Source organism: Afipia massiliensis (genome assembly GCF_001006325.2).
GTDB lineage: Bacteria > Pseudomonadota > Alphaproteobacteria > Rhizobiales > Xanthobacteraceae > Afipia > Afipia massiliensis_A.
The window spans coordinates 1567856-1589067 of record NZ_LBIA02000001.1 but is presented as its reverse complement, the minus strand read 5'-3'; the positions used below and the strand labels follow the sequence as shown (position 1 = coordinate 1589067).

20 protein-coding genes are annotated in these 21212 nt (G+C 61.3%); 10 read left to right on the top strand and 10 right to left on the bottom strand.

The features are described 5' to 3' along the window. Nucleotides 1-8: 8 nt before the first annotated feature. The 4 genes from dnaQ to YH63_RS07490 are packed head-to-tail and all read right to left on the bottom strand — an operon-like array spanning nt 9 to nt 2796. A complete protein-coding gene (gene dnaQ, locus YH63_RS07505) occupies nt 9-704 on the bottom strand; it encodes a DNA polymerase III subunit epsilon (protein WP_046828139.1) in 696 nt (231 codons plus the stop codon). Between the two features lie 30 nt (nt 705-734). Then, nucleotides 735-1334, bottom strand: coding sequence for a dephospho-CoA kinase (coaE, locus tag YH63_RS07500; protein ID WP_046829686.1), 600 nt, complete (start codon nt 1332-1334; stop codon nt 735-737). 14 nt (nt 1335-1348) lie between these two features. Beyond that, nucleotides 1349-1957 (bottom strand): Maf family protein, encoded by a 609-nt coding sequence (locus YH63_RS07495; RefSeq protein ID WP_046828140.1) that lies wholly within the window; start codon nt 1955-1957, stop codon nt 1349-1351. Then, nucleotides 1954-2796: a pyruvate, water dikinase regulatory protein gene (locus YH63_RS07490; protein ID WP_046828141.1), complete on the bottom strand. Its 843-nt coding sequence runs from the start codon at nt 2794-2796 to the stop codon at nt 1954-1956. Before YH63_RS07490 ends, YH63_RS07495 begins: the two co-directional genes overlap by 4 nt. 538 nt (nt 2797-3334) lie before the next feature. Here YH63_RS07490 and hemJ point away from each other — a divergent pair. The 7 genes from hemJ to YH63_RS07455 all read left to right on the top strand — a co-directional run bounded on the left by hemJ (nt 3335) and on the right by YH63_RS07455 (nt 11500). Beyond that, nucleotides 3335-3757, top strand: coding sequence for a protoporphyrinogen oxidase HemJ (gene hemJ / locus YH63_RS07485; protein ID WP_046828142.1), 423 nt, complete (start codon nt 3335-3337; stop codon nt 3755-3757). A gap of 275 nt (nt 3758-4032) precedes the next feature. Next, nucleotides 4033-5298: a transcription termination factor Rho gene (gene rho / locus YH63_RS07480; protein ID WP_046828143.1), complete on the top strand. Its 1266-nt coding sequence runs from the start codon at nt 4033-4035 to the stop codon at nt 5296-5298. A 242-nt stretch (nt 5299-5540) separates the two neighbouring features. Beyond that, on the top strand, nt 5541-6869 hold the full coding sequence (gene mnmE, locus YH63_RS07475; RefSeq protein WP_046828144.1) for a tRNA uridine-5-carboxymethylaminomethyl(34) synthesis GTPase MnmE: 1329 nt from the start codon (nt 5541-5543) through the stop codon (nt 6867-6869). A gap of 154 nt (nt 6870-7023) precedes the next feature. Then, a complete protein-coding gene (gene mnmG / locus YH63_RS07470) occupies nt 7024-8895 on the top strand; it encodes a tRNA uridine-5-carboxymethylaminomethyl(34) synthesis enzyme MnmG (RefSeq protein ID WP_046828145.1) in 1872 nt (623 codons plus the stop codon). A gap of 9 nt (nt 8896-8904) precedes the next feature. Continuing rightward, a complete protein-coding gene (gene rsmG, locus YH63_RS07465; RefSeq protein WP_046828146.1) occupies nt 8905-9561 on the top strand; it encodes a 16S rRNA (guanine(527)-N(7))-methyltransferase RsmG in 657 nt (218 codons plus the stop codon). A 33-nt stretch (nt 9562-9594) separates the two neighbouring features. After that, nucleotides 9595-10449, top strand: a complete 855-nt coding sequence (locus YH63_RS07460; protein ID WP_046829687.1) for a ParA family protein — start codon at nt 9595-9597, stop codon at nt 10447-10449. 169 nt (nt 10450-10618) lie between these two features. Continuing rightward, the gene (locus tag YH63_RS07455) at nt 10619-11500 is read left to right on the top strand and encodes a ParB/RepB/Spo0J family partition protein (protein WP_046828147.1); all 882 of its coding nucleotides are present in this window, start codon (nt 10619-10621) and stop codon (nt 11498-11500) included. Between the two features lie 20 nt (nt 11501-11520). On the opposite strand, the gene holA is transcribed toward YH63_RS07455, so the two are convergent. The 4 genes from holA to YH63_RS07435 form a co-directional block, all read right to left on the bottom strand. Then, on the bottom strand, nt 11521-12549 hold the full coding sequence (gene holA, locus YH63_RS07450; protein WP_046828148.1) for a DNA polymerase III subunit delta: 1029 nt from the start codon (nt 12547-12549) through the stop codon (nt 11521-11523). An 18-nt stretch (nt 12550-12567) separates the two neighbouring features. Next, nucleotides 12568-13122 (bottom strand): LPS assembly lipoprotein LptE, encoded by a 555-nt coding sequence (locus tag YH63_RS07445; protein WP_046828149.1) that lies wholly within the window; start codon nt 13120-13122, stop codon nt 12568-12570. Further along, nucleotides 13109-15742, bottom strand: coding sequence for a leucine--tRNA ligase (leuS, locus tag YH63_RS07440; protein ID WP_046828150.1), 2634 nt, complete (start codon nt 15740-15742; stop codon nt 13109-13111). Before leuS ends, YH63_RS07445 begins: the two co-directional genes overlap by 14 nt. A 91-nt stretch (nt 15743-15833) precedes the next feature. After that, the gene (locus YH63_RS07435) at nt 15834-17525 is read right to left on the bottom strand and encodes a sensor domain-containing diguanylate cyclase (protein ID WP_046828151.1); all 1692 of its coding nucleotides are present in this window, start codon (nt 17523-17525) and stop codon (nt 15834-15836) included. A 107-nt stretch (nt 17526-17632) separates the two neighbouring features. Here YH63_RS07435 and YH63_RS07430 point away from each other — a divergent pair, with 107 nt between their 5' ends. Continuing rightward, nucleotides 17633-18322: a YggS family pyridoxal phosphate-dependent enzyme gene (locus YH63_RS07430; protein WP_046828152.1), complete on the top strand. Its 690-nt coding sequence runs from the start codon at nt 17633-17635 to the stop codon at nt 18320-18322. Between the two features lie 114 nt (nt 18323-18436). Here the strand turns inward: YH63_RS07430 and YH63_RS07425 are convergent, their stop codons facing one another. Then, nucleotides 18437-19006, bottom strand: a complete 570-nt coding sequence (locus tag YH63_RS07425) for a L,D-transpeptidase family protein (protein WP_046828153.1) — start codon at nt 19004-19006, stop codon at nt 18437-18439. Between the two features lie 144 nt (nt 19007-19150). On the opposite strand from YH63_RS07425, the gene YH63_RS07420 reads away from it, so the two are divergent. Next, nucleotides 19151-19837 (top strand): response regulator transcription factor, encoded by a 687-nt coding sequence (locus YH63_RS07420; protein ID WP_046828154.1) that lies wholly within the window; start codon nt 19151-19153, stop codon nt 19835-19837. Between the two features lie 33 nt (nt 19838-19870). After that, nucleotides 19871-20311: a Crp/Fnr family transcriptional regulator gene (locus YH63_RS07415; protein WP_046828155.1), complete on the top strand. Its 441-nt coding sequence runs from the start codon at nt 19871-19873 to the stop codon at nt 20309-20311. Between the two features lie 23 nt (nt 20312-20334). Here YH63_RS07415 and YH63_RS07410 read toward each other — a convergent pair whose 3' ends face one another. Next, a complete protein-coding gene (locus tag YH63_RS07410; protein ID WP_046828156.1) occupies nt 20335-21150 on the bottom strand; it encodes an exodeoxyribonuclease III in 816 nt (271 codons plus the stop codon). Between the last annotated feature and the right edge of the window lie 62 nt (nt 21151-21212).

Sequence of the window (21212 nt, the reverse complement as noted above, 5' to 3'; positions counted from 1 at the left end):
CGCTTCGCTTAATCTTCTTTCGTGAATTCGTTCCAGATCGGCATGCCGCCGAGCGTCGCGACGAATGCGGCGTGCGCGGCCGTGTCCGCCTCGGTCACGCGCGGCGCAAGCGGCACCTCGCGCTGCCGGCGCGGTGCATCGACTTGTCCGGCGCCGAACGACTGGCGCGTTTCGGACAGAATGAGTTGCGACTGCCGCGCGCCAATCAGATCGATATAGACTTCCGCCAGCAGTTCCGCGTCGAGCAGCGCGCCGTGCTTGGTGCGGCGGGAATTATCGATGGCGTAGCGCGAGCACAGATCGTCGAGCCGATTCGACACGCCGGGATGCTTGCGCCGGGCCAGCGTCAGCGTATCGACCAGACGGTCGCGCGGGATTGCCGCTCGCGAGACCTTGGTCAATTCCGCATTGATGAAGCCGATATCGAACGACGCATTGTGGATGACCAGCGGCGCGTCCGCGATGAATGTCAGAAAATCTTCCGCCACCGCCGCGAACAGCGGCTTGTCGGCAAGGAACTCGCTCGACAGGCCATGCACATTGAACGCTTCCTGCGGCATGTCGCGCTCGGGATTGAGATAGACGTGAAACGTCTGCCCGGTCGGCATCCGGTTGACCATCTCGACGCAGCCGATCTCGACCAGGCGATCGCCGCGCAGCGGATCGAGGCCTGTGGTTTCGGTATCGAGAACGATTTCGCGCATGATGGGTATGCCGGGTGCGATGTCAGCGAATCAGTTTCGCCGCCTCGGCATTTTAACGACTTCGCGGAGGATTTCACCGATCCGCTGCCGCACCGGGTCCAGACCGTGGGAGGTGTCCACCACAAAATCCGCGCGTTTGCGCTTTTCCGCGTCGGGCAACTGGCGCGCCAGAATGGCGTCCAGCTTCTCAGGCGTCATGTTGTCCCGCGCCAGGATGCGTTCGCGCTGGATTTCCGGCGTTGTCGTTACCACCACCACAGCATCGACCCGGTTTTCGCCGCCGGTCTCGTACAGCAAAGGAACATCGAGCACCGCCACCGGCGCGCCGGATGTTTCCGCATCGCTGAGAAACTTGAGCTGATGGCTGCGCAGCATCGGATGCACGATGGTCTCGAGCTGCTTCATGGCATCGGCATTGTTTACAACCATGGCCGACAGTTTCTGCCGGTCCACCTTGCCGTCCACGGTGCTGCCGGGAAACGCCGCTTCGACGGCCGGCGCGGCCTCGCCCTCATAGACCTTATGAACGGTGGCGTCGGCGTCGTAGACCGGCACCCCGGCCTCCTGAAACAGCTTCGCGGTGGTCGATTTCCCCATTCCGATCGAACCCGTCAAACCCAGCAACAGCATCGGCAACTCTTTCGTCATACAGCCAGCAGATTCCGGCTGCGCAGAAAAGCAAGCAACGGCAGCAGCGGCAATCCCAGAATTGTAAAATGATCGCCCTCGATGCGATCGAACAGATGCACCCCGGTGCGCTCCAGTTGATAGGCGCCGACGCTTGCAGTGACGGCGTCGCCCGCTTCATCGACATAGGCCGCAATCTCGCTGCCAGTAAGAGCGCGCATCGTCATGCGTGCAACACTGACGTGGGAAAACAGCGTCACACCATCTTTCACGACGCTAACCGCGCTGTGCAATGCGTGAGTCTGGCCGGACAATGTGGTGATTTGTGCCGCTGCGGCAGCGCGATCCGCGGGCTTGCTGAAAAGCTGATCGCCGAGCGCCAGCGTCTGGTCGGCGCCGACGACGTAGCGATCAGGGTATTTCGCAGAAATGAACGTCGCTTTTTCGCAAGCGAGAAGGGCTGCGATCTCGCCCGGATCTTTCAATCCCGAGTTCTGCTGGATCGCACGTTCGTCGATGTCGGCAGGGATCGTCTCGACCGCGATCCCCGCGTTCGCAAGCAGGCTTTTGCGCACAGCGCTTTGCGATGCAAGAATCAAGGATTGCCGCTCACGCCAGACAGTCACGTTTCCGGTGCTTTCTGACGCTGACGATCGGCGTACAGCTTCATGATTGCTGCCGCGGTTTCCTCAATCGACCGGCGCGTGACATCGAGCAGCGCCCAGTCGAACTTCACACTCAGCTTGCGTGCGAACGCAACTTCCTCGGTCACCGACTGGCGATCGATATAGTTATCGTCCCCGGTCCTGCCGATACCGAGCAGGCGATTCTGCCTGACCTGGATCAATCGCTCGGGCGTGGCATGAAGGCTGACCACCAGCGGCTTTTTCAATGTTTCAAGCTGATGCGGAATCGGGATTCCCGGCACCAGCGGTACGTTGGCGGTACGGACGCCGCGATTGGCGAGATAGATCGAGGTCGGTGTCTTCGATGTCCGTGAGACGCCGACAAGAACCACGTCGGCCTCCTCGAGGCCTTCGACATGCTGACCGTCGTCGTGCATCATCGAATAGTTCAGCGCGTCGATGCGCTTGAAATATTCGGCGTTGAGAGTGTGCTGCGCGCCGACGCGCCGGGAGGTCTCCGTACCGAGATAGGCCTGAAACAGCTGCATTACCGGACCGATGATCGAGAGGCTCGGAATGTTGATTTCCTGGCACTTCGCCTCGAGCCGCTCGACCAGATCTTTCTCCAGCAACGTGAACAGCACGATTCCTGGGGCTTCCTCGATCTCCGCCAGCACGCGATCGAGCTGCTTCTGACTGCGGACCAGCGGATAGACATGCTCCACCGGCGACACGTTGGAATACTGCGCGGCCACCGCGCGCGCGACCGTGATCAGCGTCTCGCCAGTCGAATCGGAAATCATGTGGAGGTGAAAATAACTGCCGGAGGTTGTCGCCATGGCGTCTCGAATCCGTTTCCGCTCAATCCGGCGACTGTGAATAGCTGTGAATCCCTGTGGGCATATTGACCTCAATCCGGCGATGGACAGCACCGCCCGGGATAACCCGCTCTTTCATTCACAGCACTGATTTCGGGATGAAATCTTGACCTTTGCCGGGATGGTAGCGGGGTTGTGTGGATTTGTCTTGGGATAATGCCACGCCCATTGCACTCAAGCGCTTGAAACCATCGGCTTATTTTCCGCCGTGCTCGTCCGATCCAACACCGGGTATAAACCGGCGGCATGTGGACGAGCATTGGATAAATGCGGGAGAGAAATGCGCGAGCGCTAATCACGGTTACACTGACTCAAACTTAAGAATCTAAAAGGATTCTTTAAGCAAGTGGTGCTTGCGGACAGACCTCTTCTCGCGTCATCTAGCGATGTTGCTCAACACGCCGAGCAACGTTTGGTTCCTGTCTTCGCGTGCAGGCGTCAGTCTCGAAACACTGACTGGCTTAGCAGTTCAACAAATTGGTAGTTGAAGATTATTCCCATGTACGAATGGATCAAGGCGCTGCATGTGATCGCGGTCATCTCGTGGATGGCCGGCATGCTCTATCTGCCGCGATTGTTCGTCTATCACTGCGATGCCGAGGTTGGCTCGAAGCAATCCGAAACTTTCAAGGTGATGGAGCGGCGATTACTCCGAGCCATCATCGATCCGGCGATGATCGTGACCTGGCTGGCTGGTTTGTGGCTGGTTTGGCAGGGCGGCTGGTATGTTTCCGGCTGGTTTCACGCGAAATTCGCACTGGTGCTGATTCTGTCGGGCGTTCATGGATTTTTCGCAGCCCGGGTGCGGGATTTCGCCAATGATGCGAATACCAGAAACCAGAAATTCTATCGTATTATCAATGAAGTACCGACGGTTTTGATGGTCGGTATCGTGATTCTGGTCATCGTCAAGCCGTTTTAGAGCGGCAAACCTCAAGGCTCTGCGTTAATGATCGCCTTGCGTGGAGCCGGACGATTTTCTATATATCTGTCATCCCACCGAACGCAGGCGGATGTGGTTGAGTCCCGGTCTCATTGTTGGACCGGCCGCTACATCAGGTTCGAAGCCTCCCGGCACCTTCCTCGCTCAAGACCTGCGGACTTCTGATCGCGTTTGTAGTCCGTATGTCGTCAGCAAGCTGAACCTTTCGCTCCCCTCCCCACTCTTTTCTCCACACGCTCCACAGGACAACCCCAATGCGGGAAATCAAACTACAAGACCTCAAAACCAAAACACCGGCGGAGCTTGTCTCGTTCGCCGAAGAGCTTGGGGTCGAAAATGCCAGCACCATGCGCAAGCAGGAGCTGATGTTCGCCATTCTCAAGCAGCTTGCGATCCAGGAAACCGACATCATCGGTGAAGGCGTCGTCGAGGTTCTTTCCGACGGCTTCGGATTCTTGCGCTCATGGGACGCCAACTATCTGCCCGGCCCGGACGACATCTACGTGTCGCCGTCGCAAATCCGGCGATTCGGATTGCGCACCGGCGACACCATCGAAGGCCATATTCGCAGCCCGAAGGAAGGCGAACGCTACTTCGCGCTGCTGAAGGTCAACACGCTGAACTTCGAGGACCCGGAAAAGTCCAAGCACAAGGTCAATTTCGATAACCTGACGCCGCTGTTTCCCGACGAGCGCTTCCGTCTTGAGCTCGAAGATCCGACCCGCAAGGATCTCTCCGCGCGCGTCATCGATATCGTTGCTCCTATAGGTAAAGGCCAGCGCGCACTTATCGTGGCCCCTCCCCGCACCGGCAAAACTGTGCTGATGCAGAACATCGCGCACTCGATCACGGCCAATCATCCGGAATGCTATCTGATCGTTCTTCTGATCGACGAACGTCCGGAAGAAGTCACGGACATGCAGCGTTCGGTGAAGGGCGAGGTTGTGTCCTCGACTTTCGACGAACCGGCGGTTCGTCACGTGCAGGTCGCGGAAATGGTGATCGAGAAGGCCAAGCGCCTGGTCGAACACGGCCGTGACGTCGTCATCCTGCTCGATTCGATCACGCGCCTCGGCCGCGCCTACAACACCGTGGTGCCGTCATCCGGCAAGGTGCTGACCGGCGGTGTCGACGCCAATGCGTTGCAGCGTCCGAAGCGATTCTTCGGCGCCGCGCGTAACATCGAAGAAGGCGGATCGCTCACGATCATCGCGACCGCGCTGGTCGATACCGGCAGCCGCATGGACGAAGTGATCTTCGAAGAGTTCAAGGGCACCGGCAACTCGGAGCTCATTCTGGACCGCAAGGTCTCGGACAAGCGCACCTTCCCGGCGATCGACATTTCGCGCTCCGGCACGCGCAAGGAAGAACTCATCACCGATCCGCAGCTGCTCAAGAAGATGTACGTCCTCCGCCGCATCCTCAATCCGATGGGCACCATGGACGCCATCGACTTCCTGCTCGATAAGCTCCGCAACACCAAGAACAACGCGGAATTCTTCGAGTCGATGAACACCTGATCGGGTCAGCCAACAGGCGTCAGCTCGTTTTAATGCCCGGCCATCAGTGCGAAGCGCGTCTTCGTGGTGATGCCGGGTATTTTTTTGAAGGCGCCGCAAATCCTCCGCGCCTAAAAATTGGTGCGATGCAATATCGTGGATGTTGCACACTGGGTCGCAGTATATTGCAGCGCAACATAAGCGATATGACGATCTCTTGGGAATTTTCATTGCCTGTTCTGCATGTGTCCGACAAATAGGCCATGCATTCACCCGACCAGACCATCTTCGCTTTGTCGTCCGGCCGTGCGCCGTCAGCGATTGCCATTATCCGTGTGTCCGGCCCGCAAACCCGGACAGCGGTTGAGCGGCTTTGCGGAAAATTGCCTGCGCCTCGTCTCGCCCAGTTTGCGACCCTGCGGGATCTCGACGGCAGCGCACTCGACGAATCGGTAACGCTGTGGTTTCCGGGGCCGCACAGCGCCACCGGTGAAGACGTCGCGGAATTTCATGTTCATGGCGGCCGCGCGGTGATCACCGCGATGTTCGATGCGCTCGGCGCCATCGATGGTTTGCGTCCGGCGGAGCCCGGCGAATTTACCAGACGTGCGTTCGAGAACGGCAAACTTGACCTCACCGAAGCCGAAGGTCTCGATGATCTGATTCACGCCGACACCGATCGTCAGCGCCGTCAGGCGCTGCGGCATCTCAAAGGTTTGCTGGGCGCAAAGGCCGAGAGCTGGCGGCAGCGGATCATCGAAGCATCGGCGCTGATCGAAGCAGGTATCGATTTCTCGGACGAGGGCGATGTATCGACTGAATTGGTTGCACCGGCGTTGCGCAAGATCACGGCGCTGAAATCCGAAATCGAAGAAACCCTTATTTCATCGGCACAAAGCGAACGTCTGCGCGAAGGCCTGACGGTTGCGATTGCCGGTCCGCCGAACGCCGGCAAGTCGACGCTGCTTAACCGCCTGGCGCGGCGCGACGCTGCGATTGTGTCGCCGCATGCCGGCACCACGCGTGATGTCATCGAAGTGCATCTCGATCTCGACGGTTATCCGGTGACGCTGATCGACACCGCGGGCGTTCGCGACACCCACGATCCGGTCGAGCAGGAGGGTGTGCGCCGTGCGCGCGACCGTGCGCGCACATCCGACCTGGTGCTGTGGCTTGTCGATGCGAACGACAACAGCGCGCTGCCGCTGAAAAACGAAGGCGATCATGCGCCGGTCTGGATCGTGCGCAACAAGGTCGATCTGGTCGGCGGCGACGGCGCGGCGAGGGCGCAGTTCGATATCTCTGCGTCGCGCGGTGACGGCGTCTCCGAATTGGTGGCGGCGCTGGTGACCTACGCCCGGGATTATTTCGGGTCGGGCGAAATGGCGCTGGTCAGCCGCGCCCGGCACCGGACCTTGTTGCGGGAGACTGTCGCGGCGCTGGAGCGGGCAGGGCGCTCGGCCGACAAGGGCGACGAACTTCTGGCCGAGGAACTACGAATCGCGATTCATTCGTTGGGGCGGCTTACGGGCCGGGTGGATGTCGAAGACATCCTCGACGTCATCTTCCGAGAGTTCTGCATCGGCAAATAGGTGCAAAGTAGGCCATTGGCCTGCAGCTGGTTCCAAGTGGGCCAATGACGCTGTTTCACGTGAAACAAGTTCCATCTGGCGTTTGTTTCACGTGAAACATCCGGAACTCATTTCCGTCTTTCAGCTTTCGCACCAAAGCGATAGAAGTCTGCCGATGCAGACCACATTCGACGTCATTGTGATCGGAGGAGGCCACGCCGGCTGCGAAGCCGCGGCGGCCTCCGCGCGCATGGGCGCGGAAACAGCGCTGGTCACCCATCAATTCGCGACCATCGGCGCGATGTCCTGCAATCCAGCCATCGGAGGCCTTGGAAAGGGCCATCTGGTTAGGGAAATCGACGCTCTGGACGGCCTGATGGGCCGGATCGCGGATCGCGGCGGCATTCAGTTCCGGGTTTTGAACCGGCGCAAGGGGCCAGCTGTGCGCGGCCCCCGCGCCCAGATCGACCGCAAGCTCTATGCGGCTGCGATGCAGGCCGAAATCCGGGATACCCCTAATCTGACCGTGATCGAGGGCGAGGCGGACGAGCTTTTGCTCTCTGAGGGCCGGATTTGCGGGATTCGTCTGGCTGACGGCCGGGAATTCGTCGTTGGAGCGGTGGTTGTGACCACCGGGACCTTTTTGCGCGGCCTGATCCATCTCGGGGAGAAGAACTGGCCCGCCGGACGGGTCGGAGAGGCCCCGGCAATGGGTCTTTCAAAGTCTTTTGAGCGCGCCGGCTTTACGCTGGGCCGTCTCAAGACCGGGACCCCGCCACGGCTCGATGGATCGACCATCGACTGGTCCGCGGTCGAAATGCAGCCCGGTGACGACCCGATCGAGCCGTTCTCGGTGCTGACCGACCGGATTACGACCCCACAGATCGAATGCGGTATCACCCGGACCACCAACGCGACCCACGATGTCATCCGGGCCAATGTCCATCGCTCGCCGATGTATTCCGGCCAGATCAAGAGCTCCGGACCGCGCTATTGCCCCTCGATCGAGGACAAGATCGTCCGCTTCGGCGACCGCGACGGCCACCAGATCTTTCTGGAGCCCGAAGGGCTCGACGACACCACCGTTTATCCCAACGGCATCTCCACTTCGCTGCCGGAGGAAGTCCAACGGGCTATTCTGGCCAGCATTCCCGGCCTCGAGCGCGTGAAAATGGTCCGCCCGGGCTATGCCATCGAATACGATCACGTTGATCCCCGCGAACTGGAGCCGACCCTGCAAACCCGCCGGGTGCCGGGACTTTTCTTGGCCGGGCAGATCAATGGCACCACCGGCTATGAAGAAGCCGGCGCGCAGGGGTTGGTGGCCGGATTGAATGCCGCGATTCTCGCCGGGCGCGGCGAGCCGGCCGTGTTCGACCGCGCCGACGGCTATCTCGGGGTGATGATCGATGACCTGACGTCGCGCGGCATCACCGAACCCTATCGGATGTTCACCTCGCGGGCCGAGTATCGTTTGACCCTTCGGGCGGACAATGCCGATCAGCGCCTGACCGACCGGGGTATCGCGCTCGGCTGTGTTGGCGCGGAGCGGGCAGGGCGCCACGCCGCGAAGATGGGTGCACTTAATACCGCGAAATCATTGGCAAAATCGCTCTCGGTGACGCCCAACGAGGCCGCAAAGCACGGCCTGATGCTGAACCACGACGGTCAGCGCCGCACCGCGTTTGAAATGCTTGCCTATCCCGAGGTGGAATGGGCCAGCATCACGTCGATCTGGCCGCAGCTCAACGCAATTGATCCGAAGATCGCGGTCCATCTGGAGATCGATGCCAAATACGACGTCTATCTGGCCCGTCAGGCTGCCGACGTGCAGGCATTCCGTCGCGACGAGGGGCTGGTGCTGACCGATGTCGATTACAGCGCCGTCCCCGGCCTCTCGAATGAAGCTCGTCAGAAGCTTGAGACGGTCCGGCCCCGGACCATCGGGCAGGCGGGCCGGATCGAGGCCATGACCCCGGCGGCGCTTGCCATTCTGGCGGCCTATCTGCGCCGTGAGGCGCGCCGATCCTCCGCAGCTTCGGCATAGGCACATCTCATGGCCAAACCGGCCCTCGCTTCCATCCCGGCCTCGGATAAGGCGGCAGCCTTGGCGCTGACCCCTGTTTCACGTGAAACAGGGGCGCGGCTCGATCGCTATGTCAGCCTGCTGGTCGAATGGCAGGCCAAGACCAATCTGATTGCGCCCTCCACGCTTCCGCAGCTCTGGACCCGGCACATCTCCGATTCGCTTCAGCTTCTGGATCTGGCTCCGAACGCTCGGCGCTGGCTCGACTTCGGCAGCGGTGGTGGCTTTCCCGGCGTGGTGCTGGCCTGTGCGATGGCCGAGCATGACGGTGCAACCGTCCAGCTTGTGGAGCGCAACGCCAAGAAGGCCGCGTTTCTGCGTGAGGCGCTGCGGGTGACCGGCGCCGCCGGCTCAGTTGTTCTCGCTGACATCGGGGATTATGTGGATAGCTTGCGGACGCCGGTCGATTGCATCACTGCCCGCGCAGTTGCTCCACTACATATGTTGCTGGGTTTTGCTGCACCTCTGGTGCAGCAAGGCACCAAAGTCTTGTTCTTGAAGGGACAAGATGTAGAGGCTGAATTGACGGAAGCTACTAAATACTGGAAGATAGAGCCTCTTCTTCATCCCAGTCGCACCGGCGGACACGGCTGGATCGTCGAACTCAATACGATTGAGCGGCGATAAGGCGTCCAGCAACAACAAGGCATGGCCAGGCACATGGTTGGCATCGACGGAATTTTTCAAGACGAGACCGGCGCGACAGCCCAACGGGGTCATCCCCGGATCCTGGCGCTCGCCAATCAGAAGGGCGGCGTTGGCAAGACCACGACCGCCATCAATCTCGGAACCGCGCTCGCCGCCATTGGCGAGCGGGTACTGATCGTCGATCTCGATCCGCAGGGCAACGCATCGACCGGCCTCGGCATCGACCGGCGCAATCGCAACTGTTCGACCTATGACGTGCTGATCGGCGAAGCCAAGCTGCGCGAGGCGATCATCCCGACCGCGGTCCCTCGCCTGCACATCGCGGCATCGACCATGGATCTGTCGGGCCTTGAGCTTGAACTCGGCACCACGCGCGACCGCGCGTTTCGTCTGCGCGATGCGATCGCCGAACTCAACGTCAATGTCGCGCCCGACACCGACTACACCTACGTGCTGGTCGATTGTCCGCCGTCGCTCAACCTCATCACCGTCAACGCCATGGCGGCGTCGCACGCGATTCTCGTGCCGCTGCAGTGTGAGTTCTTCGCCCTCGAAGGTCTGTCGCAGTTGTTGCAGACCGTCGAGCAAGTGCGCTCGACGCTGAATCCGACGCTGTCGATTCACGGCATCGTGCTGACGATGTTCGACTCGCGCAACAACCTGTCGAATCAGGTCGTCGCCGATGTGCGCCAGTTCATGGGCAACAAAGTCTACAACACCATGATCCCGCGCAACGTGCGCATCTCCGAAGCGCCGTCTTACGGAAAGCCGGTGCTGGTTTACGATCTCAAATGCGTCGGCAGCGATGCGTATCTGAAACTCGCGACCGAAGTGATTCAGCGCGAGCGCGAACTGCGTTCGCATTAAGTATCCGCCGTCATTGCGAGCGAAGCGAAGCAATCCAGTCTTGCGAAAGTAAAATCTGGATTGCTTCGTCGCAAAAGCTCCTCGCAATGACAAACAGCGACGGTCTTCGGATCGTCGGTCTTAAGATTGTTGATCTGGAGTGCGTGGGTTGAGTGCAAGGGAGACGGCAATGGCCGACGAGCGTTCGCGATTGGGTCGCGGTCTTGCAAGTCTGATTGGCGATGTCGGCGGCGAAGCCGCTCACGTCGATCGCCCGTCGCGCACGCCGCGCCGCGTTCCGATTGAATTTCTGAAAGCCAATCCGCGCAATCCGCGCCGCACGTTTTCCGATACCGAGCTCGACGAGCTGTCGGCCTCGATCAAACAGCACGGCGTGATTCAGCCGATCGTGGTGCGGTCGGTAAAGGGCGCGACGGATCGTTTCGAAATCATCGCGGGTGAACGGCGCTGGCGCGCGTCGCAGCGCGCTGGCTTACATGATGTGCCGGTCGTTACTGTGGACGTGAACGATAGCGACGCGCTCGAGATCGCGATCATCGAGAACGTGCAGCGCTCGGACCTGAACGCGATGGAAGAGGCGCAGGGCTATCACGCGCTCGCCGCAGAGTTCAAACGCAGCCAGGAAGATATCGCCAAGATCGTCGGCAAGAGCCGCAGCCATGTCGCGAACATGATGCGTCTGACCAAACTGCCGGATCAGGTTCAGGCTTATATCGCCGAAGGCAAGCTGTCCGCCGGACACGCGCGGGCGTTGATCAATCTGCCGGATGCCGCTGCGGCCGCGAAGCGTATTGTCGAGGAAGGTCTGAACGTGCGTCAGACCGAAGCCCTCGCACACGAAGAAGGTGTGCCGGAGCGCAAGCCGCAGAAGGCGCGCGGCGCGGCGCCTGCGAAAGACCCCGACACCATCGCACTTGAAAAGCGCGTCAGCGATGTGCTTGGCCTGAGGGTGAGTGTTGATCACCGCAATCCGGGCGGCACGGTGCAGATCAAGTATACCGATCTCGATCAGCTCGATGAGATTTTGCGGCGGCTCGAAGCGGGCAAGTAAAAACTCGCAACGACGAGGGGTCAGCCCCGCCGCCGTGCGTTGACCGCAATCGCGAGCAGCGCACGCTGCGCGATGATTTCAGCCAGCGATGACTGTTTGCGCATGTCGAACGCGGCGTCGGCCAGTTGCGCCATCACCCGCGCCATGCGCTCCGCGCTGGTGTTTCGCAGCGCTGTCTCAACCAGTGTTTTGCGCGAGAAGTGCAGCCGCGGAAATCCGCTGTCGAGCGCGTCGAGGTCACTGCGGCCTTCTTCGATCGACAATCGCGCCTTGTGCAGCAGTGCGGCGTGGCGCTGCGCCGACATGATGATCAGGCCCGGATATGTCCCGGCCGCCATCGCCTTGGTGAACATGGTTTCAACGTCGGCGGCGCGCCCGGCAAAGGCATTATCGACGATGGGATCGAGCGCCAGACCCGAGGCGTCGGTGACGATAGCGACCACATCGTCCAGCGTCACTTCGCGCTGGCCATGGGCATAAAGCGCGACTTTGCGAATTTCGTTGCGCGAGGCCTGACGGTCGCCGCCGAGCAGCGACGTCAGCGCTGCGCGTGCGTCGGGCGCGATCTTTAGATTCGACGCGCGCAGTTCGTCGTCGATCAGCCTGGCGAGATCGCGCTCGGTGTCTGCATAGCAGGCGATGGCGACGGCGGACTTGGCTTTCTCGCACGCCTTTCGCAAGGGAGCGTCCGGGCGCAACTCGCCGGCCTCGATCACGATACGGCAATCCTTCGGCTGCATCTCCGCAAGCGTATCGATGCCGCTCGCAAAACTGCGCGATCCGGCCCTGATCCGAATCGCCCGGCGACCGCCGAACAGCGGCACCGTCATGGCTTCTTCGACAAGGCGCGACGGCTCGGCCGCGAGTTCGTCGCCATCCATGCGCACCAGTGAAAATGGATCGTTCGGATCGTCGACGGCGGACGCCATCAGGGCATCGGCGCGTTCACGCACAAGGCCGGTGTCGGGACCATAGAGCAGGATGATCGGCCGCGACGGATCGGGCCGGGCCAGAAACGCGTCGATTTCTTTCCCGCGAAGCGCGACCACAATTATCTCGATTGTCGATCAGGTGCCGGCAACGAAGAACGATGCGAGACGCTGATTGATGTTGTCGGCGATGACCTTGGCGGCGCGGTCTTCCGCGTCACGCAGTCCGCGCGAACGGGCGAAGCGCTGCGCCTGTCCCGGGATGTCGTAAGACACGCGCGAGAACGTCGTTCCGGTCAGCACCGTCCTGTCGGTGGCGTTGTCCTTCAGCTCATAGACCACATCGATGCCGTAGTTCTCGATGTCCGGCCGGGCGGTGGTCGGATCGACGATGATCGACAGCCGCGACGTGCTGAGCCGCATCAGGAGGCGGTGGGTCGGTGGAGCGCCGACGGCGCTGCCGTACATGCTGAACATGAGATTGTTGCGAATCTCGACGCCAAGCCGCGCCTCGCGCGAACCGTTGGGCAGGTTGAGCGGAGGAACTTCGACGCCCTGCAGTTTCTCCCGCAGCGCCGAGCCGCCGCTTGCGCTGCGCTCGCCATACATCGGCTGGAAGCACCCGGCCGTCAGGGCCGCAAGGGCGGCCACGGCCACAAGCCGGGCTGCGATGCGCGTATCAAACCACGACATTCACGATCCTCTGCGGAACGATGATGACTTTTCGGGGAGATTTCCCATCCAAGGCCGATTTTACTGCATCGATTGCCAAAACGGCAGCCTCAATTTCCCCGTTCGAAGCATTTCGGGCCACCGTGACATCCGAGCGCTTCTTGCCATTAACCTGCACCGGCAGCGTAATTGTGTCATCCACCAGCAGTTTAGGCTCGATTTCGGGCCATTCCGCCTCGGAAACCAGTCCCGAATGCCCCAGCACCTGCCAGCACTGCTCGGCCAGATGCGGCATCATGGGCGAGATCAGCCGGGCCAGGATATCGAACGCCTCCCGGGCCGCTGCGGCGACGGCCGGGTTGGTTTCCAGCGATTTCGCCGGCCCATCGACGACGTCCGCCAGCGCGCCCACAAAGGCATAGAGCTTTGCAATCGCGGTGTTGAAGCGAAGCCGCTCGATCGAGGTCGAGATGTCCGCGAGGGTGCGGTGGGCGATGCGGCGCAGCGCCAGCGCCTCTTCGGGGCCGTCGCTGCCCGCAGGTGTGCCGGGCTTCGGCAAATGCGGAGCGGCGGTGTTCACCAGCCGCCAGACCCGCTGCACGAAGCGGCTTGCGCCCTGAACGCCTTCCTCGCTCCAAATCACGTCGCGGTCCGGCGGTGAATCGGACAGCATGAACCAGCGGGCGGTGTCGGCGCCGTAGGTGCCGATGATGTCGTCGGGATCGACGGTGTTGCGCTTCGACTTCGACATCTTCTCGATCGAGCCGATCTCGACGGGTTCTTTTGTCGTCAGCAAGGTCGCGCGGCGCTTGTCGCCGACGGTCTCGATGCTGATCTCGGCGGGTGACGCGAAGGTGCCGTCCTGCTTCCTGTAGGTTTCGTGCACCACCATGCCCTGCGTGAACATGCCGGCGAACGGTTCGTCCATGCCGACATGTCCCGTCGCCTTCATCGCGCGGGTGAAGAAGCGCGAATACAGAAGATGCAGGATCGCGTGTTCGACGCCGCCGATATACTGATCGACCGGCATCATGTGATTGGCGACGGCAGGCGTGGTCGGCGCGTTCTCGTTCCAGGGATCGGTGAAGCGCGCGAAGTACCACGACGAATCGACGAACGTGTCCATCGTGTCGGTTTCGCGCGTAGCCTTGCCGCCGCATTGCGGACAGGTGACATGTTTCCACGTTGGATGATGATCGAGCGCGTTGCCGGGCTTGTCGAAGGTCACATCCTCCGGCAGCACCACCGGCAGGTCCTTGTCCGGCACCGCCACCACATCGCATTTCGGGCAATGGATGACGGGGATCGGGCACCCCCAGTAGCGTTGACGCGAAATGCCCCAGTCGCGCAGGCGGAAGTTGACTTGCCGCTCGCCGACCGGCGCGTTGCCGCGGGTCGCACCCTCAAGGCGCTTGGCGACATCTTCCTTCGCCTCGTCGATGGTCATGCCATCGAGGAAGCGTGAATTGATCATGCTGCCTTCGCCGTCATAGGCGGTGTCGGAGATGACAAACGTCTTCGGATCCTGGCCTTCGGGACACACGACGGGCGTGTTGCCAAGATTGTATTTGTTGACGAAGTCGAGGTCGCGCTGATCGTGCGCGGGGCAGCCGAAAATCGCGCCGGTGCCATATTCCATCAGCACGAAATTGGCGACATAGACCGGCAGCTTCCAGTCCGGATCGAATGGATGGATTGCCTTGATACCGGTGTCGAAGCCCTGCTTCTCGGCGGTATCGATGATTTCCTGCGCGGTGCCGAGGCGCTTTGTCTCGGTGATGAACGCGGCGAGCTTTGGATTCTTCAATGCCGCGGCCTGCGCCAGCGGATGATCGGCCGCGATCGCCATGAACTTGGCGCCGAACAGCGTATCGGGGCGCGTCGTGAAAACCTTGAGTTCGCTTTCGCCGCCCGGTGCGGTTGCGGAATCGAGCGCGAAACGGATCAGCAGGCCCTCGGACCGGCCGATCCAGTTGCGCTGCATCAGCCGTACCTTGTCGGGCCAGCGATCGAGCGTATCCAGCGCGTCCAGCAGGTCCTGCGAGTACTTCGTGATCTTGAAGACCCACTGGTTCATCTCGCGCTGTTCGACCACAGCACCGGAGCGCCAGCCGCGCCCGTCGATCACCTGCTCGTTGGCGAGCACGGTCATGTCGACCGGATCCCAGTTGATCTTGCGCTTTTCGCGCTCGGCCAGTCCGGCCTTCATGAAATCGAGAAACATCTTCTGCTGATGCTTGTAGTAGCTCGGGTCGCAGGTCGCGAATTCGCGCGACCAGTCGAGCGACAGACCCATGGTCTGGAGCTGCTTTTTCATCGCGGCGATGTTGTCGTAGGTCCACGCCTTCGGCGCGACCTTGCGTTCGATCGCGGCGTTTTCCGCAGGCAGGCCGAAGGCGTCCCAGCCCATCGGATGCAGCACGTTGAACCCCTTGGCGCGCATGTAGCGCGCGACCACGTCGCCCATGGTGTAGTTGCGGACGTGACCCATATGGATGCGCCCCGACGGATAGGGGAACATCTCGAGCACGTAATATTTCGGCCTGGGGTCGTCGTTGCGCGTCGCGAAGATGGCGCGCTCATCCCAGAGCTTCTGCCACCGCGGTTCGGATTCGCGGGCGTTATAGCGTTCGGTCGTCATCGGATCGGTCGTCTGCCAAAGGGGGATAAGAAGGCGGCAGACTAGCCACAAAAGACCGCGAGGGGTCAACGCTTTAGGCGCAAATATAGCCCTAGCCGGCGAGCGAAACCGGCTGATCGGCGGGCCGGATCAGCCCGTGTTCGACCACCGCGTTCCTGCCCCGGCGTTTGGCCGCATAGAGCGCTGCGTCCGCGGCCTCGATCAGGTCATCCTGCGGCTGGGACTCGCCCGGGGCAATCGTCGCGACACCGACGCTGACGGTGACGGTCTGGCCGGGGCTGGTGAGGTGCGCAATCGCGAGACCTTCCACCGTCGCGCGCACCTGTTCACCCATCTGCACGGCATGCGCTGGATCACTGTTGGGCAGCAGCAGGCAGAATTCCTCGCCGCCGTAGCGTGCCGCGAAGCCGCCGCATGAATTGGCGATCGCCGCCAGCACCTCACCGATCCGCTTGAGGCAGGTATCGCCTTCCGGGTGACCGTAGGTGTCGTTGAACAATTTGAAATGATCGACGTCGATCATCAGCACCGAAAGCCGGCCCTCGGACTGCAGCGCCTTCATCCATTCGAATTCGAGCCGGCTCTGGAAACCGCGGCGGTTCGCCAGACCGGACACAAGATCGTGCGACGCGATAACGGTCAGCCGGTCGTTGGCCGCGGCCATCTCCCGCTCACGCTCGGACAGTTGCGACGCCATCGCATCGAACGCCTTCGCGAGCGGCACGAATTCGGGCGGCAGCGACGCACCCGATGCCCGCGCCGACAATTCACCGCGGCCCAGCCGGTTGGCCATGTCGGTCATCATGCGGACGGGCCGCATGATAAGACGCTCGCCGGCGAACCATGCGCCGAGCAATGTAATGAGCCCGACAAGGCCAAGCTGAATGTAGGCGGTCCTGATTTCGCGATTGATGTCGCCGAGCATCACGGATTTGTTGATACTGACGATCATGCGGGCGCGCGTGCCGGTGACGCGGGCGAACGACACAGCCTTCCTCTCGCCGTCAGCGGACTCGAACGAGATCGATCCGTACTCACGATCGAGATTGATTTCTCGCAGCGTGACGGCTTCAAGCAACGATGTGTCCTTGAGCTTCTGCCCGATCAGGCTGGCGCTTTCGGGCGGAGACGCCAGAATCGTTCCTGTGCCGTCGACAAGAACAACCGACACACCGGAGCGGCCGCCGCGGTTGGCCAGAAGCTGCGACATCCATTTCAGGTCGATTGCCGCGATCACCACGGACTCCTGCCCGCCGTCCACGGCGGAGACGGGATAGGCTGCGATCATTGTCGGAAGAGTGGTGATGCGGCTCGGGATGTAATCGCTGAGGACGAATTCATGAAGTTCTCGCGCCTTGCGAAGATAGTCGCGGTCGCTGAGATCGGATCCGACGATGCTCGGTGATGTCGAGCAATCGATCTTGCCCTCCGGTCCAATAGTCGAAATGTTTCTGATCCAGGGCAAATCCACACGCAGACTTGCGCGCATTACCGCGCAACCGCGGCCCTGATGCGACGCGGCGGCGTAGATGTAGGCGGAGGACTTCACGACGGCCTGGACCGTCGAAATGATTTCGCGCTGTGCGTCGGCGGTATGTTTCGCCAGTTCCGACAGCTCGTTTGCAGCCTGAGCCACCTGCCGGGAGCGGGTGTCTTCGAGCACCCGCACGCGGTCCAGCATCAGAGGAACGACCAGAATCAACGCCAGAATCACAAGGCGCGCGCGAATCCCGACGAGCGCCTTGAGTTTTGACGTGTTGCGGCCGAAGCTGGCGATTGACATCGGTATTCCCTTGCCCCACGCCAACCCTACAAAAAAGGCTTCAAAGACCCTTTCTTGAATTCGCTAAAAATCGAATGATCCCTAATTTTTAACGCAGGTTTGCATCGATGGCTGTGGATAACGTGCCGCCGCTAACGTCTGATTCACCAAGCGGGCTCGCCGCGGTGGAGCTGGAAATTTCGCGCGCGTGCCGCGACGCGCGCCGCGAGCGCGCCTCGGTGACGCTTGTGGCGGTATCGAAGACATTCGATGGCGGCGCCATTGAGCCGGTAATTCATGCGGGCCAGCGCGTGTTCGGCGAAAATCGCGTGCAGGAAGCAAAGTCCAAGTGGCCAGCTCTGATAGAGAAACATCAAGGCCTCGCGCTTCACCTGATCGGGCCGCTGCAATCCAACAAGGCCAAGGAGGCCGTGGCGTTGTTCGATGCCATTCACTCCGTGGACCGCGCCAGCCTGTGCGAAGCGCTGGCGAAAGAAATCGTTAAGCAAGACCGGCATCCGGAGCTGTTCGTTCAACTCAACACTGGTGAAGAACCGCAGAAGGCGGGAATCGCGCCGGCCGATGCCGATGCGTTCATCGCAAGCTGCCGTGACGTTTACGGGTTGCAGATTTCGGGACTGATGTGCATTCCGCCGGTTGAGGATCCACCGGCACCGCACTTCGCGCTCACTGCAAAGATCGCCGCGCGCAACGGACTCAAATTGCTGTCGATGGGCATGAGCGCGGATTTCGAAACCGCGATCCAGCTCGGCGCAACGCATGTCCGCATCGGCTCGGCGATTTTTGGAAAGCGGTAGAGATTCAGCGCGAGAGGCGTCATCGTCATTGCGAGGAGTACTTGGGACGAAGCAATCCAGCCCCTTGCTCTGGATTGCTTCGCTTCGCTCGCAATGACGACCGGCTCACAAGCCTCACCCGATCACGATCTTTGTCTTTGGCCCGATCCGCGCCAGCAGCCGCAACATCGCGCCGCGGGTCAGTCCGACGCAGCCGGCGGTGGGCGAAAATTTCTCGCGGGCGAGATGGAGGAAGACCGCACTGCCGCGTCCGGCAATGCGGGGCCGGGTGTTGTGGTCGATCTCGATAATGAAATCGTAGAGGTGATCGTCCCGCGTCAGCCGGTCGCCGTTGTCGCCCGGCGCGCGGGTCACGGCCTGATTGTAATGCCGGTCGGCGGGGTCTTCCGACCAGGCGTCCGTCGGCCGGATGGCCTGGACCGGCAGGTGCGTGCGGGGCCGGGGGTGCCGGTCGGCCCGCCACCACAACCGGATCGGCCGGAAGGTGCCTCGCGGGGTGCCGCCGTCGCCCTCATACTTGTTGGCCTTGATTCCGCCGCGTCCAAGCGCGACCGGTAGGTTGTGCGCTCCGGCCACCAGCCAGCCTTGGGTGGGGCGGCCTGCGGCGGCATGGATTGCGATGGCCGCCAGCGGCCGATCACGCAACGGTGTTTGATAAGCCCTTGGAAAGCCTAGATTTCCCATAATTGGTTCCGATGACGGCGCACAAACCCAGCTTGCGCTTTCGCCTGCAAATGCTCTATTTCGCCGAGGCCATTTGAGATATGCCCCTTCGGGATCGCTCTCAAAGTCCTCTTTTACAAGCCAAATTTTAAAGGACTGGATGGTATGGCCAACGCCCGCAAGATCCTGATCGTGGATGACGATACCGATCTGCGCGAAGCCCTGGTGGAGCAATTGTCGCTTCACGAGGAATTCGAGGCATCCGCGGTCGATACCGGTGCGAAAGGTGCACTGGCGGCCAAAAGCAACTCCCCCGATCTCGTGCTGATGGATGTCGGCCTGCCCGACACCGATGGCCGCGAAGTGGTGCGCAGCCTGCGCAAGGGCGGCTTCAAGTCGCCGATCATCATGCTGACCGGACACGACACCGATTCGGACACCATCCTCGGCCTCGAATCAGGGGCGAACGACTATGTGGCAAAGCCTTTCCGGTTTGCGGTGCTGCTGGCCCGCATCCGCGCGCAGTTGCGCCAGCACGAAGCCAGCGAAGACGCGGTGTTTTCGGTCGGCCCCTACAGCTTCCGCCCCGGCTCCAAAATGCTGACCGGCGCCAATGCCAAGAAAGTCCGGCTGACCGAGAAGGAAACCGCGATCCTGCGCTTTCTCTATCGCGCCGGGCAATTGCCGGTGTCGCGCGAAACCCTGCTCCAGGAGGTCTGGGGCTACAATTCGGGCGTCACCACCCACACTCTGGAAACGCATATCTATCGCCTGCGCCAGAAGGTGGAGAAGGATGCTGCAAACCCCGAAATTCTTGTGACTGAGTCCGGGGGCTATAAGCTGGTGCCATGAGCCGAATCACCCGGCGCTTAAGCGCGGCGCTTTATGGCCATTGAAGACGACATTGCCCTGTTCGCGCGCGTCCCGACATTGAGTTTGTTGGGCGCTGCGGCTTTGCAGGTGCTTGCGATCGGTGCCGAGCAGCGCGATTACGGATTCGGCGAAAAGCTGTTCGTACAGGGCGAGCCGGCGGATTCTGGGTTCATTGTCAGGCACGGCGCATTTCGTGTTGCATCCGATGATGGCCAGGAAGCCGTCGCGGGCGAAAACGTTCTGATCGGCGAACTTGCGCTCGTGGTCCCGATGGCGCGGCCTGCGACCGCGGTTGCGCTTGAGCAATCATCGGTGCTGCGCATTTCACGCAGTCTGTTTCAGCGCGTGCTTGAAAGCCATCCGGAAGCGGCGCGGCGGCTGCGCGATGATTTCGCCGCCCGCTCCACTGCCGCCATCGGCGCGATGACCCGCGTGTCCGCGACGTTGCGATAATCGCGCGACCGGCTGCGACAATCTCAAACGTCGAGAACCGCCGTCACCGGCACATGATCCGAGGGGCGCTCCCAGCCGCGGGCGTCCTTGGTGATCTTGAAGTCCTGAACGCTCTCGCCGAGCGCTTTCGAAACCCAGATGTGGTCGAGCCGGCGGCCCTTGTTGGCGGCGCTCCAGTCGGCGGAACGGTAGCTCCACCAGGTGTAGACCTTCTCGGACAGCGGAATCCGCTGCCGTGCGACGTCGATCCAGTCGCCATGATTTTGTACGGCAAGCAGCTTGCCGCATTCGACTGGCGTGTGCGACACGATCTTCAGAAGCTGCTTGTGCGACCACACGTCGTGTTCGTGCGGCGCGACGTTGAGATCGCCGACGAGGATGTGCCGGTCATTCGCCTTCGGATGCAGCGGTTCGCAATCGCGCATCTCATCGAGAAACGAGAGCTTGTGCTCGAATTTCGGATTGAGCGCGGGATCGGGAACATCGCCGCCCGCCGGCACATAGAAATTATGCAGAATGAGCGGCTCGGCGATCTCCGCGCTCGCGCCGAACGCCACTGAAATATGCCGTGAAGCGATCTTGCCGCAGAACGTGCGCACGTCGCTCGACTCGAAAGGAAGCTTCGAGACGATGGCGACGCCGTGATAGCCCTTCTGGCCGTTGAGCGCGACGTGCTCATAGCCGAGCTGTTTGAATCGCTTCAGCGGAAATGCGTCATCGATGCATTTCGTTTCCTGAAGGCACAGTACATCCGGCCGCACGGCCTCGATGAACTTTGCGACGAGGTCGATGCGCAGGCGCACCGAATTGATGTTCCAGGTGGTGAGGGTGAGGCGCATGACAACGGCGGGTGAGGGCAATCGGGCAAGACCGTTAGCCGGTTTTGTCCGCGCGCTCCAGT

Coding starts and splice junctions, on each gene's coding strand:
- dnaQ (WP_046828139.1), bottom strand. CDS start 704: ATGCGCGAAATCGTTCTCGATACCGAAACCACAGGCCTCGATCCGCTG.
- coaE (WP_046829686.1), bottom strand. CDS start 1,334: ATGCTGTTGCTGGGTTTGACGGGTTCGATCGGAATGGGGAAATCGACC.
- YH63_RS07490 (WP_046828141.1), bottom strand. CDS start 2,796: ATGGCGACAACCTCCGGCAGTTATTTTCACCTCCACATGATTTCCGAT.
- hemJ (WP_046828142.1), top strand. CDS start 3,335: ATGTACGAATGGATCAAGGCGCTGCATGTGATCGCGGTCATCTCGTGG.
- rho (WP_046828143.1), top strand. CDS start 4,033: ATGCGGGAAATCAAACTACAAGACCTCAAAACCAAAACACCGGCGGAG.
- mnmE (WP_046828144.1), top strand. CDS start 5,541: ATGCATTCACCCGACCAGACCATCTTCGCTTTGTCGTCCGGCCGTGCG.
- mnmG (WP_046828145.1), top strand. CDS start 7,024: ATGCAGACCACATTCGACGTCATTGTGATCGGAGGAGGCCACGCCGGC.
- rsmG (WP_046828146.1), top strand. CDS start 8,905: ATGGCCAAACCGGCCCTCGCTTCCATCCCGGCCTCGGATAAGGCGGCA.
- YH63_RS07460 (WP_046829687.1), top strand. CDS start 9,595: ATGGTTGGCATCGACGGAATTTTTCAAGACGAGACCGGCGCGACAGCC.
- YH63_RS07455 (WP_046828147.1), top strand. CDS start 10,619: ATGGCCGACGAGCGTTCGCGATTGGGTCGCGGTCTTGCAAGTCTGATT.
- YH63_RS07445 (WP_046828149.1), bottom strand. CDS start 13,122: ATGTCGTGGTTTGATACGCGCATCGCAGCCCGGCTTGTGGCCGTGGCC.
- leuS (WP_046828150.1), bottom strand. CDS start 15,742: ATGACGACCGAACGCTATAACGCCCGCGAATCCGAACCGCGGTGGCAG.
- YH63_RS07435 (WP_046828151.1), bottom strand. CDS start 17,525: ATGTCAATCGCCAGCTTCGGCCGCAACACGTCAAAACTCAAGGCGCTC.
- YH63_RS07430 (WP_046828152.1), top strand. CDS start 17,633: ATGGCTGTGGATAACGTGCCGCCGCTAACGTCTGATTCACCAAGCGGG.
- YH63_RS07425 (WP_046828153.1), bottom strand. CDS start 19,006: ATGGGAAATCTAGGCTTTCCAAGGGCTTATCAAACACCGTTGCGTGAT.
- YH63_RS07420 (WP_046828154.1), top strand. CDS start 19,151: ATGGCCAACGCCCGCAAGATCCTGATCGTGGATGACGATACCGATCTG.
- YH63_RS07415 (WP_046828155.1), top strand. CDS start 19,871: ATGGCCATTGAAGACGACATTGCCCTGTTCGCGCGCGTCCCGACATTG.
- YH63_RS07410 (WP_046828156.1), bottom strand. CDS start 21,150: ATGCGCCTCACCCTCACCACCTGGAACATCAATTCGGTGCGCCTGCGC.